Annotated in this window: 14 protein-coding genes; 1 reads left to right on the forward strand and 13 read right to left on the reverse strand. The window is 53.9% G+C overall.

Annotated elements, in window-relative coordinates; translation table 11 throughout:
* Window positions 1-119: 119 nt before the first annotated feature.
* The 3 genes from BCV73_RS23550 to BCV73_RS23560 form a co-directional block, all read right to left on the reverse strand.
* Window positions 120-1967 (reverse strand): family 43 glycosylhydrolase, encoded by a 1848-nt coding sequence (locus tag BCV73_RS23550; RefSeq protein WP_089548735.1) that lies wholly within the window; start codon window positions 1965-1967, stop codon window positions 120-122.
* Between the two features lie 307 nt (window positions 1968-2274).
* A complete protein-coding gene (locus BCV73_RS23555; RefSeq protein WP_089548736.1) occupies window positions 2275-3672 on the reverse strand; it encodes a family 43 glycosylhydrolase in 1398 nt (465 codons plus the stop codon).
* Window positions 3673-3735: 63 nt separating this feature from the next.
* A complete protein-coding gene (locus tag BCV73_RS23560; RefSeq protein WP_089548737.1) occupies window positions 3736-5487 on the reverse strand; it encodes a glycoside hydrolase family 2 protein in 1752 nt (583 codons plus the stop codon).
* Window positions 5488-5663: 176 nt separating this feature from the next.
* Here BCV73_RS23560 and BCV73_RS23565 point away from each other — a divergent pair, with 176 nt between their 5' ends.
* Window positions 5664-6578: an ArsR/SmtB family transcription factor gene (locus tag BCV73_RS23565; RefSeq protein WP_089548738.1), complete on the forward strand. Its 915-nt coding sequence runs from the start codon at window positions 5664-5666 to the stop codon at window positions 6576-6578.
* A 96-nt stretch (window positions 6579-6674) separates the two neighbouring features.
* Here BCV73_RS23565 and BCV73_RS23570 read toward each other — a convergent pair whose 3' ends face one another.
* The 10 genes from BCV73_RS23570 to BCV73_RS35925 all read right to left on the reverse strand — a co-directional run.
* On the reverse strand, window positions 6675-7634 hold the full coding sequence (locus BCV73_RS23570; RefSeq protein ID WP_089548739.1) for a glycoside hydrolase family 43 protein: 960 nt from the start codon (window positions 7632-7634) through the stop codon (window positions 6675-6677).
* A gap of 175 nt (window positions 7635-7809) precedes the next feature.
* The gene (locus tag BCV73_RS23575) at window positions 7810-8652 is read right to left on the reverse strand and encodes a helix-turn-helix transcriptional regulator (RefSeq protein WP_256992965.1); all 843 of its coding nucleotides are present in this window, start codon (window positions 8650-8652) and stop codon (window positions 7810-7812) included.
* Window positions 8653-8734: 82 nt separating this feature from the next.
* Window positions 8735-9274: a hypothetical protein gene (locus BCV73_RS23580; RefSeq protein WP_089548741.1), complete on the reverse strand. Its 540-nt coding sequence runs from the start codon at window positions 9272-9274 to the stop codon at window positions 8735-8737.
* A gap of 179 nt (window positions 9275-9453) precedes the next feature.
* Window positions 9454-11010 carry a stage V sporulation protein B gene (gene spoVB / locus BCV73_RS23585; RefSeq protein ID WP_089548742.1) on the reverse strand — a complete coding sequence of 519 codons (1557 nt, stop codon included), beginning with the start codon at window positions 11008-11010 and terminating at the stop codon, window positions 9454-9456.
* Between the two features lie 209 nt (window positions 11011-11219).
* Window positions 11220-11540 (reverse strand): type II toxin-antitoxin system RelE/ParE family toxin, encoded by a 321-nt coding sequence (locus tag BCV73_RS23590; RefSeq protein WP_089548743.1) that lies wholly within the window; start codon window positions 11538-11540, stop codon window positions 11220-11222.
* A complete protein-coding gene (locus BCV73_RS23595) occupies window positions 11524-11796 on the reverse strand; it encodes a type II toxin-antitoxin system Phd/YefM family antitoxin (RefSeq protein ID WP_089548744.1) in 273 nt (90 codons plus the stop codon). The genes BCV73_RS23590 and BCV73_RS23595 overlap by 17 nt, the downstream gene beginning before the upstream one ends.
* A 102-nt stretch (window positions 11797-11898) precedes the next feature.
* Window positions 11899-12540 (reverse strand): TetR/AcrR family transcriptional regulator, encoded by a 642-nt coding sequence (locus BCV73_RS23600; RefSeq protein ID WP_089548745.1) that lies wholly within the window; start codon window positions 12538-12540, stop codon window positions 11899-11901.
* A gap of 215 nt (window positions 12541-12755) precedes the next feature.
* Window positions 12756-13589, reverse strand: a complete 834-nt coding sequence (locus BCV73_RS23605) for a MurR/RpiR family transcriptional regulator (RefSeq protein WP_089548746.1) — start codon at window positions 13587-13589, stop codon at window positions 12756-12758.
* Window positions 13590-13661: 72 nt separating this feature from the next.
* Entirely contained in the window at window positions 13662-14426 is a 765-nt protein-coding gene (locus BCV73_RS23610; RefSeq protein WP_089548747.1) for a PHP-associated domain-containing protein, read from the reverse strand.
* On the reverse strand, window positions 14423-15091 hold a 669-nt coding region (locus tag BCV73_RS35925), incomplete at its 5' end, for a TOBE domain-containing protein (protein WP_256992966.1). The genes BCV73_RS23610 and BCV73_RS35925, both read right to left, overlap by 4 nt.

Raw genomic sequence — 15091 nt, forward strand, 5'->3', positions numbered from 1 at the left:
ATCCCGCTATTGCAATCTTGGAGCGCCGGAAAAAGGAGGCTGGAACGTACGAGGCGTCAGTAACAAAAAAGACAGCTTCCTGTAACAGAAGCCGTCTTATATTGGAACCTCCTATATCTTCAATCCAAACGATACAGCAGCCAAAACTGTGCGGTTCCGCCGGGAATGTCCTGCCACGTTCCTACATCCGTACCGCTATTAATGCTTGCTCCGTTAACGTCAAGCGCTTTTCCTGTCTGCACATTAAACCATTTGCAGTAACCGTTGCCGGTATCCACGAGTTTCCACTTTTGCGTATCCAAGCCTTGATACTCGGCTAAGCCCGCTCTCCCCCAAGCGGCCGCAGGATCGATCACGGTCAAAGCTTTGCCGGACTCCGGATTCACGAATGAATAGGTTCCGTCCTCATTTAGGGTAACCTTCCAGCGCTGCGCCGCCCCTCCGTCGGAATCATCCTTCATTTGGGTCCACGTCTCTCCCGTTGCATTGGGGTCGGCCACACTGAGAGCTTTGCCGCCATTCGGGTTAATCAGTTTGTACTCGGCCCCAGACTTAATCGAGAATGTATTGCTGCCGGCAAGTTCAATGTAGTCGATGTCAATGGCATGTTTGCTTTTCGCAAATTCGATGACGTTGTCGTAGCCTTTCTTCAACTCGACCTGGATCGAAGCCGTTGCATACTGCTTGCTTCCCGTGTGAGGCAATGCCACCGTCACGGCTGGGCTACCGTTCACCCACACCTGTTCCGTGGCATCGGGACCTGCGGTATTCGAATACCTAATGTTTAAGGTATAGCTCCCTTCTTCGGGCACAATGACATCCTTGATCGATAAGGAACTGTTCGTGTTATTGAGCCGCACGACTTTGCCGCCGGACGCGCCTTCCTCCTCCTTGATTAATGCCTTGGCTGGTGTTCCATGCTCCGCCTCAATCCGATAATCGCCGGACGGAACCGCAAGCGGACCGTTGGTTGGAACTCCGAAATTCGGGGAACCGTCGTTATTCCAGGTAAAAGGCTGCACCCTGGTCGGCCGGGCACCGCAGCCTTGGCCGGGTCCGCTGTTGCCGTGGTACACGATCAAATCCTGCGTCCCGTCCTTGGATGGGACAAAGGAGTTATGTCCCGGAGCGTAGACGCCATTGGCCGCAGACTTGGCAAAAACCGGCTGATCGCTCTTCGTCCATGACGCGGGATTCAACAAGTCGCTTGCAGCATCCGCGCTCAGGATACCAAGCGAGTAGTCATCCTCCCAGCAAGCGCTTGCAGAAAAGACAAGGTATATTTTCCCCTGGTTTTTCAAGATGACAGCGCCTTCATTAACAGGCATGCCTTTCATTTCCCAGTCGTATTCGGGCTTGGTCAGAATACTGCTGTCTCCGTCCAGCGTCCACGGATTCGACATCGGTGCGATGGCAATCGCGCTGCCGTGGCTGCCCGACCAATCCCCATATGCCGCATACAAAAAGTACAGCCGGCCATTATGGTCGAATACGGTGCCGTCTAGTCCCGCATACTGTGTATTCAGCTTGCCTTTGTCCGTCCAGCTGCCCTGTAAAGGATCCGGAGAATCGTTCTCCAGGACGTATACGCCCCGGCAGTCATCGCCGCAGCCGGTATTCGCCGTATAGTAGATATACCATTTGCCGTCGATATTGTGGATCTCAGGCGCCCAAATATCCTTCAAGCCGGAAGGGGGCGTCCATACCGTCTTTCGTTCTCCCAGATCGATCGCAGTCAGTGATCTGGATTTCCAAATATCCAGCCTGTTGCCTAACGTGCGTGTAAAGTAATAGTACCCATCCGAATGCAGCATCACGTACGGATCTGCTCCCGCCGTATTGATCGGGTTTGAATAGTTCATCGTTGACGCAGCTGACGTTGGGTAAGCCCACAGCGAAGTCCATGTCAGCAGAAAGAGAAGAATGAGCGATGTGCATTTAAAACCGATTCTTCTGACAGCATACATTGTTCTGGCACCTCCGGTATGTATAATGGTTTTGTTGATCGCGAGCACGCAAAAACCATTATAGGCCAGGAAAGGCATGTAAAGTTCCGGAAAGCGGCATATTTCTGCCGGACAAATAAACATAAGATAAACCGGATTCGACGGTCGAAAGCAAGAAAAACGTGCATCGACGTACATTCCTAGAAGACAGACCGCGCGCCGCTGCCCCAAAAACCAAAGGCCGGCTCAGGAATGAGCCGGCCAACGAAATTTACAACGCTAACGTTCGGATTAAATTCAGCCTATAATTACGTCCAGATTCAAAATTCTATTTGGCACGCTTGATGTCAAAAAAGTCGATCTCCCCGTAGCCTGCGCCCTTGGTGAAGCGGATCGTGTTGGTGCCTGCATGGAGCTGAATACGCGCCGTGGACAATCCCCAGTTCTCCCAGCCTTTATTCGTGATGTAAAAGGGGCTCGGCATGCCCGAATTGACGGCCAGCTGAAGATGGGACCAGTCCCCTCCGGCCGTTCCGTTCGCGGTTCGCGCCAGCAATATATATTCGCCGGCTTTCGGCACCTTCACGGCATATTCTACGTAGCTGTCCGGCGTATCGATATGTCCGGCCTTCATGCCGCCAGACCCGTTCGGACTTTGCGAAGCGTACGCGGCTCCGCCGAACGTCCCTTTTTCCCCTTCGACGCGGATATGCGGCGTTTCACCGGAAGGCAGCGGAATCGGGACATTGGGATCGGCCGGTACGCCCAGATTGGGCGTATGGTCGGCATTCCACGTAAATTTCTGCATGCGGATCTCCCGGTTCCAACCGGCACCGTCGAATTTGGCCGTATGGTACACAATCCAGTCCTCGGTTCCGTCGGGCGATTGGGTAAACGAATGATGTCCAGGACCGTAAAGCCCGTTTCCGGACGCGAAGATCGGCTGACTGCGTTTCGTCCAAGAGGCCGGATTCAGCAAATCGCTGGAAACGCTGGCTGTGATGAGCCCGAGACAGTAATCGTTCGTCCAGCTTCCGCTCGCCGAGTACACCAGGCTGATGACGCCGTCCCGCACAACAACCTGCGGACCCTCGTTGACATAAGGCGAGTGGTTGGTCTCCCACGGATAGATCGGCCTGGAAATTTCAACACGGCTCGAGTCGATCGTCCAAGGATTGCTCATATGGGCGATGTACAGGTTCTGACTCACGTTGACATCTCCCTCCCAGCCCGACCAAATAAAATAGAGCTGTCCGCCAGTCTGCAGCACGGTACCGTCGATAGCCCATTTATTTGTCGGGTCGGTGATCTGCCCCTTGTCCTGCCAGGTTCCCTGCGTCGGGTCCGCCGACGTATTTTCCATCACGTACATGCGGTGATTCGCGTTGTCGCCGTCATCCTTGGCGTAATAGATGTACCAGGCCCCGTCAATATAATGAAGCTCGGGAGCCCAAATATTGCAGCAGCCGGTTTCGACAACTCGGGTCGGGGCCGCGTCGATCGTCGTCAGCTCGGCCGATTTCCAGATCGTTACGTTGCCGCCCGTCGTTTTCGTGAAATAGTAATAACCGTCCGTATGTTTGTAAACCCAGGGGTCCGCTCCATCCTGCATGACGACGTTATAAAAATTGTTCCGGCTGGAAGCCGCGTCCGTGACCTGCCCCATGGGGACGAGCAGCAGCATGCATAACGCAAGCAGCAGCGGATTACGCACTATAGCCTTCATGTACAGGCATCCTCCTCTTCGGGAATATCAACTCGTACCGTCACCTTCACCTTCACCTAACCCTTAATCTTCAATGGCCGCTTTGCGGGAATTGATGCGGCGAATCACTTCCGGATCAAACTTCTGACGTCTGTCGTAGGTGTACAGCCCGTTTACTTCCTGTTCCACGTCATACAGCTGGGTATAACAAAATCCGAACATCATCGGGTGCTCCAGCAGAGCGCTCGTCAGCCCTTCGTACCGCTGGAGAAACGCCTCCTCGGATGTCGGCCGGTCGCCGTAGCCCCAAGCCTTGTCGTCCTTCTGGTCGGGGTTCCACCAGATGCCGCCGTATTCGCTGATAAAATAAGGCTGCCCGCCGTACGTCTGCCGGTTTGGAAACGTGTTAAACACCTCACCGCCCGTTTTCATCGGCTCGTATCTGGCCCGGAACGTCTCCGGATTTTGATCGTAATCGTGCAGGTCGAAAATATCCGTCACGACGTGGAAGTTGCCACTGGTATCGATCACCGGGCGGGTCGGATCCAGCCGTTTCGTCGTCTCGTACACGATGCGCAGCACTTCGTTATCCTGCTTGGCGCCGTCCCGGTCCCACGTCTCATTGAACGGGCACCAGCCGATGACCGCCGGATGATTGTAATCCCGCTCCACACCTTCCAGCCATTCGGGCAAAAACCGCGACAAGCTTGCGGGAGTGGTAATATCCAGCCCCCAGTTGGCATGCTCTCCCCAGACGAGGTACCCCAGCCGGTCGGCCCAATACAAGAAACGCGGTTCGAACATTTTCTCATGTAGTCTGGCGCCGTTGAATCCGAGTCCCAGCGAAATCTCAATATCGTTCCGCAGATCCTCGTCCGTAGGTGCGGTATAGATGCCATCCGGGTAAAAGCCTTGATCCAGCACGAGCCGCTGGAACACCGACTTTTCGTTGATCCGGAACGCCAGGCCGTCCAGACGCACCGTCCGCAGGCCGAAATACGAATCAACCGCATCGGCATCCGTCAGGTCCGGCCGTTCGAGCGACAGCTTCAGGTCATACAGCCGGCCGTGGCCCGCCTCCCACAAATGGACTTCCGATACAGGCACGGTCACCTTGACGCATGGCCCTTGCACCACAGCCGTGGCCTCGCCGACTTCCTTTCCTTCATAGAAGGCGGACGCCTTCAGCTGCGCTCCGGCGGTATTTCCGCTGACCTTCACTTCCAGGTGCACGCATGCATTCGCCGGATCTGCCACCACCTTCATGTCCGCGAGATACGTTTCAGGGACCTGCTCCAGCCATACGGTCTGCCAAATGCCCGTCGTGCGCGTGTAGTCGCAGCCATGCGAGTGGAAGCGCTCACTTTGCTTGCCGCGCGGCTGGCTTCCCGAGCGAACGTCATCCTCCGCATAGACGGTCACCACGTTGGCGCCTTCCTTGACATGCGGGGTAATATCGAAGCTGAACGAGGAGTACCCGCCGCGATGCGTACCGACGGATGTTCCGTTCACCCACACCTCGGTTTCGTAGTCGACCGCGCCGAAATGAAGCAGAATTTTGCCGCTGTTCCAATCCTCCGGCAAGGTGAATTCCCGCTTATACCACACGGCGGCCATGAAGTCCTTATATTCCACGCCGGACAGCTTGCTTTCCGGACAAAACGGAACGGTGATCGTTCCTTCGAGCGCATGCTCCGGCTGGTGGTAGCCGCGCTCCTTCCCGCTCTTGCCGTGATCGATTTCGAACTGCCAAGGGCCGTTCAAATTCAGCCAGCGGTCCCGCACCCATTGCGGACGCGGGTATTCGGGACGGGGGATGCTGAAGTTCGATTCCATAGAATAGCTCCTTTTCGGGTTGATTTTTAGTTAACTAATTAGTTAATGATTAATCCTAAAATACTCACATAGATAGTAAAATACCCGTGATATTTAGTCAATGATTTTCTTGTTTAGTTAACCATTTGGTTATACAATGGATAGACAACACCTATCAGACCGAATCGGAGGCATCTATGGAAATCAAGGTAAGCCAGGAAAATCTGCCGTTATTCGTTGCATTGGCGTCGGAAACGCGCATTCGGATGGTCGAAATGCTCAGCAAAGAAAACCTCAATATTAGGGAAATGGCGCAAAGGCTGAATCTCTCCTCCGCCATCGTGACCAAGCATGTTCAGCAGCTGGAAGAGGCGGGCATTCTCCGTACGGAAATGACTGCGGGCAAGCGCGGTATGCAGAAGCAGTGCTCTCTTCATCTGGAGCAGGCATCGCTGGTGTTCAAAACGGATGACATTCTGCCGTCCGAGCCGGATCAAGACGGCTATGACGTCGACATTCCTGTCGGCCAGTACTCCAGCTGCCAAGTCAAGCCCACCTGCGGACTGGCTTCCGAAACCAAGCTGATCGGCATGCGCGACGACCCGCGGTATTTCGCCGAGCCGGAGCATGTCAAAGCCCAGCATATTTGGTTCGCCGCCGGCTATGTCGAATACCGGATTCCGAACTACGTCTCCGGCAAAAACAGCATCAGCGAGCTTCGCATCTCCCTGGAGATCGGCTCGGAAGCACCCGGCTACGCCGAAGATTGGCCGTCGGATATTACGTTTCTGCTCAATGACGTTCCCGTGTGCGTCTGGACCTCTCCGGGCGACTTCGGCAGCGTACGCGGAAAGCTGAACCCTTCGTGGTGGGATCCCGGAAGCTCCCAGCACGGCCTGCTGAAAACGCTGCTGGTGACCTCTTCCGGCACATATATGGACGGCGTGCGGATGTCGGATGTATCGATACAGCATATTCCGGTCCTGCCCAGAGAAGAAATCCGATTCCGGATTCTGTCGCCGGAGGATGCGCGGAACGCCGGCGGCGTCAGCTTATTCGGCAGGCACTTCGGCAATTACGGGCAGGACATTCAAGTCCGAATCCGCTATTAAGCCAAAGGCTCAGGCAAAACGGTTATGTTTGCAAGAACATGCCGCTTAGTCTGAGCCTTTTGTGATACTTTTTTCATATACTTAGCCTTCCTTCGCTTATTCCTCTCCAGAAGGCACAGGTAGATAATGCGTATCGCTCCAGGGAACGCCGAAATCGGGCGTACCGTCCGGATTCCAGCCGAACTTCTGTATGCGCGTCGAGCGGAGGCTCGTATCGGAGCCGGGCGAAGGAAGGGCATGATAGACGATCCAGTCCTCCTGATCATCCGGAGACTTCGTAAAACTGTTATGGCCTGTTGCATATACCCCGTTTTCTACACTTTTGCGAAATACAGGCTGCATCGATTTTTGCCATGAAGACGGATCCAGCGGATCGGCTTCTTCATTCATCGTGAGCATACCTAAGGCATAATCCTCAGACCACGTGGTGCTTGCCGAATACACCAGAAAAATCCGGCCGTTGCGATGCAGCGTGACGGGTCCTTCATTAATGGCCATTCCGCCTTGCTTTTCCCACGGGAGTGTCGGGGCAGTGAGCAAATGATGTTCCCCTGTCAATGTCCAGGGATTGGCCATTTGGGCAATGTATATCGCAGATCCATAATCGGGGAAGTTTCCGTAGCCGGCATACAGAAAATAGAGCTCGTTCCGCAAGGACATCACGGTGCCGTCCAATCCCGGGACAGGCGTCTCCAGCGCCCCTCTCCAGCTCCACTCGCCTTCCAGCGGATCAGCATTTTCGTTCTCCAGTACGCATATCCGGCGGGACTCATCGCCTCCCCCATCGTTCGCTGTATAGTAGATGTACCATTTGTGATCCAAATAATGTATTTCCGGCGCCCACAAATTACAGCTGTAGGGACCTCCCGGTTCGGGCGTCCAGATGGTCTTCTTGCGCCCCCAGACCAATCCCGTCAAGCTGGAAGATTGGGTAAGCTCCAGGCAGCCTGATCTTGTTGCCATAAAGTAGTAGCTGCCATCCGTGTGCTTAAGCACCCAGGGATCGGCGGCGTTGGCTACGATGGGATTGCAAAACGTCTTCGTTTTGGTGGACATCTTCTCACTCCTTTTCCCTGAACAAAGCAGTCATCCCTCTAATTATCCCGTGCGATCCTATCGTAAACAATGTTGAAAGCGATTTACTCTTTGCGCATAAAAAGGAATAACCGAATCGTTTTCGACCGACGAAAAAGAGAACCGTCCTGCCGAACGGTCCTCATCATCATTCCATTCATGGATTCTGTTTGCGCCATTCCAGCGGAGTGACTCCAGTCGATTGGATAAAGAACTCATAAAACCGGCTGGATGAAGTAAACCCAACCTCAGAGGCAATCAAATCGATCGCCTTGCTCGTTTGCTGTAACAACCGTTTAGCCTCCATCAAACGAAGGCTGATGATATATTGCTTGGGCGAGACGCCGACCGATTCCGTAAATTTCTTCCGAAGGTTGCTTTCGGACAGAAAATGACGCGCTGCCAGCTCGTTAACGGTAATGCGGGTATGATAGCTGCTGTGAATTTCTTTTAACACTTCTTCTATGACCCCGTGACGGATATCTGCTCCAGGCACCGCCGATTCGATGTTACGCTGGAATACCAGCAGTGCTGTCTCAAAAGCGATCCTCATCATGTTGTAGGAGTCGATCGTTTTCCTTTCGGAATTCCATTCTTTCTCCAACTGCAACAAACTGATTTCCACCCAGCGGGTATCGTCAGCGTCAAGATGGCTGCTCCGGATGCGCTGCGACTCACTCTCCGCTTCATGAAAGAGATATTGGCAGTTGACCGGAAGCTGATCATGGAAAAAATGAACGGAAACACCCTTCCAAGGTTTTGTACACACGAAGCCATGATGAAGTCCGGAAGGGATCAGGATCAGGTCTCCGGCAGCCACCTTGATATTTTGCTCGGAAGAGCTGTAGTATCCATCCCCTTCCAAAATAAGCGTTAACTCATCATATTCATGGGAATGCGACATAAAGAGGCCCTCACCTTGACTTGCCTGAAAGGTGTGAGGTTTAAAGCGCTCCATACTGACTACAAAACTCTTAACACGGTTTCCCAAAGTTAGCATCCTCTTTCCCTTGACGCTTCTTTCTCCCTTTCATTCTATGAAGTCCGCTTCGCCCCGTCAATGATCCCGCTAAGCCGAAATTTCAATCCATCAGCGCTATGAGCCAAGCCCCGCTCGCTTTGTCCTTCAATAAAGAATAGGTCATGACGCCTTGCTCTATCTGTTTATGATATATATTTCGATAAAAAGTAACGACCACTTGAATACGTTTCGAGTCTTCCTCATAAGAAATTTCATTAACTTCGGAGAACTCAAACTTCACTCCATCTCCATCCATATAATCGAACCAATCCATATTCGCCTTGATGTCATTCTCACTAAGCATATTTTGTTTGAATTTGGCTGCATCGTGATCAACAATGGCTTCCATATTATTTTGGACCTTCTCGGCTATATCCTGTGTAAAAAAGTCCTCCACGTGCTCCGATAATTCAAAGAAAACGCCCTCTTGGAAATTCTCCAGACTCGGTTTATCCTGACGAAAGTCTTTTTGATAAAGAAGCGCTTTGCTGCCTATTTTGGCATCCCGGCTGACATCCACACGTTTCGGTTCTTGAACACATCCAGAAGCAGTAAAGATCGCTAGAATAGCAATGACATGAAGCCAATTTTGAAACCTCATTGTAATCAACTCCAATTCACAGGGGGGGCATTTTTTCCCACTTATTCCAATATATCATATAAAAAAAATGCACCCTCCAACCGGTCAAATGAGCAGAAAATCGCATCATTTGATCCTATGGAAAGATGCATATGAGAGTATACGACCCACTCTTTTGCAGAAGGCGGAAACCTGCCTCCTCAGGACACCGGAATCGTCGGTGCCTTCGGCCGGCTGCGCAAAGCCCGGGTCGCCTGCAGGGTGATGGCATACACGAGCAGCGATACAAGAATGGCCCCAAGCAGCGCAGCCGTCGCCCCCAGCTGAACATGCTGCTCCAGGAAACGATGCGCGGCCAGCCCCGTCACCGTCATGACGATCCCCCCGATGCCCGCTTTGATCACCATGCGGAAGTCAAAATAAAAACCAATTGAGCCCGCTACCGCGTAGAAGTTGAGCACGGTCAGCATCAGGATGCCGAGCCCGAACCCGAGCGCCACGCCGCGGATCCCCAGGTTCGAGCCGAGTACGAAGATCAGGCTGATCTCAAAAATATTGGTCATGATATGGTTCCACATAACGGTGGATGCTTTGCCCAGTCCAAGCAAAATCGCCTTCAGCGGCGCCTCAAAATAGTGGAGGAAAAACAGCGGCGCCAGCAGCTGCAGCAGCACGCCCGCTTCCGGCGAATGGTACACGACCGTCGTCAGCGGCACCGCCCACATATACAGAATGACGGTGCAGGGCACGCCGACCAGCAGCCCCGTGCGCATCGCCATGTCCATGCGGCTGTGCATGAGCCGGGTGTCGCCCTCCGCGCTGGCTTCGCTGATCGCCGGGATCAGCGCCGTCGACAGCGACTGGGTAAAAAAGCCGGGGAGGAACAGCAGCGGGATCGCGTACCCTGCGAGCATGCCGAACTGCTTCGTGGCCATCTCCACGCCAACACCGGCAAGAACGAGGCTCTTCGTAATGACGAGCGGCAGAAACGCATGATAGATCGAATGGATGAAGCCGCTGCCGGTCATCGGCAGGCCGATGCGCAGCAGGTCCCGCAGCGTGCGGTCCCCCTTGAGCCGCACACTCGGAACAAACCGCCGCTGCTCCTTCGATTTTCCCCGGTTCGCCCACTTGAACACGGAGAACAAATACAGCAGGCCGACGCCTTCCCCGATCACCGAGGCCCCCATGGCTCCGGCCGCCGCGTAGGCGATGCCATAAGGCAGCAGCATGTTGACGACGCCGATGATGACGATGATCTGCGCCACATTCTCCAGAATGTCGGATAAGGCGAGCGGGTTCATGTTCTGCCGGCCGCGGAAATACCCCTTCAGCACGGCAGACATGGCGATAATCGGGATGATTGGCGTAATCGCCACCATCGCATAATACGCCCGCTGGTCGGCCAGCACGATCGAAGCGATCCACTTGGAGCCGAACAACGCGGCCAGGGTCAGCACGACGCTGAGCGTCCCCGTTACCGACAGCGAGACGGCGAGAATCCGTTTAATCCTCGCCTCGTCCCCTTTGACTTCCGCCTCGGACACCAGCTTCGAAATCGCAACAGGCAGCCCGAGCTCGGTCATCGTAATAAACAGCGGAAGCAGCGGATGGGCAATCATCAAGAGCCCTACCCCTTCCGCTCCCAGAAAACGCGCCAGCACAATGCCGTTCACAAACCCAAGCCCTTTGGTAAAAAAAGACGACAGGGTCAAAACGAACGTTCCACGGATAAAGCTTTGCTTGTTTAATCCCATTGGTCACATCCCACCCACTGTTTGTCCTGATCTCTCTTTTATTAGCGTATTCGGACAAGGGGCAATACATGCAGACAACCCTGACATCTTCGAATGCCTTTCCGGCTCTATGCAGCCAAAGAAAAACATAAAGGAAGCCAAATGGCGACGCATTTCTCGCCATTGACTTCCTTTGAAAGAGAATATGAACTAAAGGATTACTTGTTTCATTAAGGGCCAAATAACTCACGAAGATAGTCCCTTCGGCCATGTAAAATGCGATGGATAATCACCCTATTTTCAATCACACGATAAAAAACTAAATAAGGCTGCACGACGATGAATCGGTAACCTCGTTTCAATAATGGGAATTCATCTTCCGACAAGACGGATCCCATATAGGGGAACTCCGCAAGATTTGAAATTTGATCATCTAATTTTTGTAACAAATCTTCCGCAGCTGATGCATTTTCCTGTGAGATGAATGAAAAAATTTCTTCCATATCATCACCCGCAGCCGGAGTATATTGGATCTTATTCCTTGGCGGCATCGATTTTTCTCCGTACTCTTGTCATAACCTGGTCGTGATCAAGTAATGCTTCCCCTTCTGCTACCTGTTTCTCAGCAATCAATAGCTTCGATTGTAGTTTAATCCGCGCCTCCATCCTGCGATAAGTCTCATGACTCATCACCACAAGATCAGCCTCGCCATTTCGCGTTAAAATAACCGGCTCGTCAAGTTCATGACAATACTTTGAGAAGCCATTATAATCCTGCCGGATCGTGGTTGAGGGTTTAATGTTCATTGTGCACTTCCCTTTCCTCAAATGACATTATTCTGACATTATTATATCATTAAAAATCAACATAATAACCTCTCTAAGGGAAAATGTGCTAAGTTCATCATTTTAATATGATATTTTTTGAATCGTCTGCAGCAGCAGCTCTTCCATCTCGGCATCATCCACGGAATCGAGCATGTCCGGGACGAACAGCTGGTATTTTTTCATCTTATAAAATTCAAACAGCGCCTGCTTCAACGAGAAGTCATGCCTCACAGCGAACGAAGGCTCTACCATCTGGCGGAGCATGAGATCGTCTTGTACAACAGACAAAGTGGAGTTAACCGGATGAAAAACATTCTTCTCTACGCCTGCCTCATAAAACCGGCGCAGATTCCGGTGTCGCTCCAGTTCCGCTGTGCTCAGCCTGTCATATAGAACCGGGTATACCGACTTGAGGTCCTCCAGCAAAATATCGGGCATGTACAGCACGCATTGCAAGGATTGGATGTATAACATGTGGAACCTCTTGCCCCACGAGAGCTCCTCATCCTGCAATTGGACGTCGGCATTTTGCAGAAAGGCGATGCAATGATCCACAAACATTTCAATGATTTCGTCTTTGGATGAAAAATATTTGTACAGCGTCACTTTGCTGATATCCATATGGCGGGCCATGTCGTCCATATTGATGGTGCTGAACTTGCTTTTTCTCAACACCGGCTTGATTTTATCCAGGAATAAATTTTTGTTCTCTATCTTTTTCATGTTGCCCTCCGCTCCGAACGCTTAATATTCCTATTATATCATATTGAACTCCTTTCATTCCGTGCATTAGCTTATATGAAAAGAACTAAGTTAACGGTTTTTCAGTAAACCAGTTAATATTAAGACGACCGGACCCGTACTGTCGGCTCTTTACACCACGGATCATATCCTTAACATCTTAACTTTTTACCGCACAAAAAAGCTGCCAAGCGGCTCTAGACCCGCTTTGGCAGCACTTTCTGATATCTGCGCCGCAGCTCGTGCAGCTCCTCACTTCCCGCAACCGCCTGCTCCTCCATCTGCTTGCCGACCGCCACGATCAGCGTCTCGAGCAAGGCCACCGGCGCCACCATGGAGTGGAACTCCCACAGCTGACCGCGTGCGGTGTACAGGGTCACATCGGCCTTCTCCAGCATGCCGCTGACCGCCAGATCGGTGACAAGCAGCGTGCGGTAGCCCTTCACCTTGGCGTGGTCCAGCAGCACTGACAGCTCCGGCGACTCGGACACGAAGCCGAAGATGACGATCACGTCCTGGGGCTGCACATGCACCAGCAGGTTAAACAGCTCGTGCCCGCCCCGGTCGAGCCGCTTGACCCGCATGCCGAACCGCGTCAGCCGGAAATCGGTCAGCGCGGCCAGGCTCTCCGCGGAGCCGGGCCCATAGATGTACACGGTCCCCGCGTCGCGCAGCAGCGACGCCGCCCGGTCGAACGACTCCTGGCTGAGCCGGTCGGCTGTCTGCTGCAAATAATCCGCGCCGACGAGCAGGCTCGCAGCCGCGTCGTTTTCGTTCATTTTCGAAAAGGCCGATTGCAGCTTCTGCGAGGGGGACAGCAGCATTTCGTCCTTCACCTTCTGCTTGAATTCCTTCAGGTTTCGGCATCCCACCTCGGACCAGAACCGCGACACCGTCGACGTGCTGACCTGGCAGGCGGCGGCGATGTCTTCCTCCACCATAAACGGGATGTCTTCCATGTGCTTGCTGATATAATCCGCGATCCGCTGGTGTCCGCGGGACAGCTTATGGCCTTCCAGCGCAAGGTTCATAGTTCTTGCCACCTCTCTATAGCGGGATGAATGATCAACGGCCTTAACGATACAGGGAATGAACCGTTAACGTTACACGGCTTCCACTTCGACCTTCTTCTTCAATAGCTTCTTCACTGCGCCCGCCGCGCGCACCTGCAAGTGCAAGCTCGGAGAGATGACCCGTTTGCAGGCCCCCGCCCGGATAGCCGCCTTCAGCTCGGCGACGGTCTCATAATCGCCCGGCAGGACATTGTAGACGCAGCCGACCTGGAACATCTGGTGGGCGTCGCTGCCCGCTACGACCGGCACACCTAGCTCCGCGCCGAGCGGCAGCACCAGGGCGATATTTTCCTGAATGCCGATCTCATGCAGGTCCTTGCCGTTCAGGTCGAACGCGTCGAACCGGCGCAGCAGCTCGCGGTCCACATGGTACAAATGGTTGGACTCCCGGAACGGGTGGCCACCGATCACCATCATGCCCCGCGGCTCGCACAGCTCGAACAGCCCGGCCAGCCCGATAAATGAACCGGCTGCGGTGTGCGGCTCAAGCAGGGCGCGGATTTCGAGCAGGGCGTCCTTGGGTCCGGAGACGAGAATATGTCCGCCCTCGGCTACGTCCACTTCCATGCCTGTAAAGATTTTAAACCCGTCGCGGTCGTAGTAGTGGTTGTTCCCCGGCAGCATCCGGTCGAGCGTCCCGTAGACCTCGTCGAAGCGGCGCGTATTGAAATGCTCGGTCAGCGTGATCGCCTGCAGCCCCTGATCGCGGGCTTCATCCAGCATCTCGTTCAAGTGGTCCATGGAGAAATCGGTCTTCTTGGACAATTTAACATGAAAGTGAAAGTCAATATTCATCGGTGTATTTCCTCCAATATGGGTGTAATGGTCGTCACGCCGGTCTCCAGGCGTCTGCCCGTCTCCCGGTCGTACAAGTTGATGCGTTCTTCGCGGAAGGACGCGTACAGCATGCGTCCCGGCGCGTAATCCGGGTCGCCGATGACACGCGCGCCCAGCTTCTCCTGGCCGTAGGCGACCCTCACCAGCGTCTCGCCGCCGGCGGGCAGCACGTCCTCCACCTTCACCGGGATGGAACCTGCGGTGCGGGTCTCGTGCAGCACAACGTCTTCCGGCCTCACCGTCAGGACGACCGCTCCCGCTTCCGCCGCTCCACCGTTCATTCCCGCAAGCCGGAAGCTTCCGAGCGCCGTGCTGACGGTGCATTCGCCTCCGCTCGTGCGGCACATTCCTTCCACCCGGTTCAGCGGATGGTCCGAGCTGCCCATGAACTCCGCCACCTGCAGCGTCCGCGGATGGCGGTACAGCTCGCGCGGCGTATCGGCCTGCACCAGCTCGCCGCCGAAAAACACCGCGACCTTCGTCGACAGCGTGATCGCCTCATGCTGGTCATGGGTCACGTAGACGATCGTCGTGCCCAGCTCGCGGTGCAGCCGCTTCAGCTCGGCACGCATCTCCGTCCGCAGCTTGGCGTCCAGGTTCGAGAGCGGCTCCCCGGGCAGCAG

The sequence above is a fragment of the Paenibacillus sp. SSG-1 genome (genome assembly GCF_002224835.1).
GTDB lineage: Bacteria > Bacillota > Bacilli > Paenibacillales > Paenibacillaceae > Paenibacillus_AQ > Paenibacillus_AQ favisporus.

Coding starts and splice junctions, on each gene's coding strand:
- BCV73_RS23550 (WP_089548735.1), bottom strand. CDS start 1,967: ATGTATGCTGTCAGAAGAATCGGTTTTAAATGCACATCGCTCATTCTT.
- BCV73_RS23555 (WP_089548736.1), bottom strand. CDS start 3,672: ATGAAGGCTATAGTGCGTAATCCGCTGCTGCTTGCGTTATGCATGCTG.
- BCV73_RS23595 (WP_089548744.1), bottom strand. CDS start 11,796: ATGAACATTAAACCCTCAACCACGATCCGGCAGGATTATAATGGCTTC.
- BCV73_RS23580 (WP_089548741.1), bottom strand. CDS start 9,274: ATGAGGTTTCAAAATTGGCTTCATGTCATTGCTATTCTAGCGATCTTT.
- BCV73_RS23605 (WP_089548746.1), bottom strand. CDS start 13,589: ATGAACCTTGCGCTGGAAGGCCATAAGCTGTCCCGCGGACACCAGCGG.
- BCV73_RS23610 (WP_089548747.1), bottom strand. CDS start 14,426: ATGAATATTGACTTTCACTTTCATGTTAAATTGTCCAAGAAGACCGAT.
- BCV73_RS23575 (WP_256992965.1), bottom strand. CDS start 8,652: ATGCTAACTTTGGGAAACCGTGTTAAGAGTTTTGTAGTCAGTATGGAG.
- BCV73_RS23565 (WP_089548738.1), top strand. CDS start 5,664: ATGGAAATCAAGGTAAGCCAGGAAAATCTGCCGTTATTCGTTGCATTG.
- BCV73_RS23590 (WP_089548743.1), bottom strand. CDS start 11,540: ATGCCGCCAAGGAATAAGATCCAATATACTCCGGCTGCGGGTGATGAT.
- BCV73_RS23600 (WP_089548745.1), bottom strand. CDS start 12,540: ATGAAAAAGATAGAGAACAAAAATTTATTCCTGGATAAAATCAAGCCG.
- BCV73_RS23560 (WP_089548737.1), bottom strand. CDS start 5,487: ATGGAATCGAACTTCAGCATCCCCCGTCCCGAATACCCGCGTCCGCAA.
- BCV73_RS23570 (WP_089548739.1), bottom strand. CDS start 7,634: ATGTCCACCAAAACGAAGACGTTTTGCAATCCCATCGTAGCCAACGCC.
- spoVB (WP_089548742.1), bottom strand. CDS start 11,010: ATGGGATTAAACAAGCAAAGCTTTATCCGTGGAACGTTCGTTTTGACC.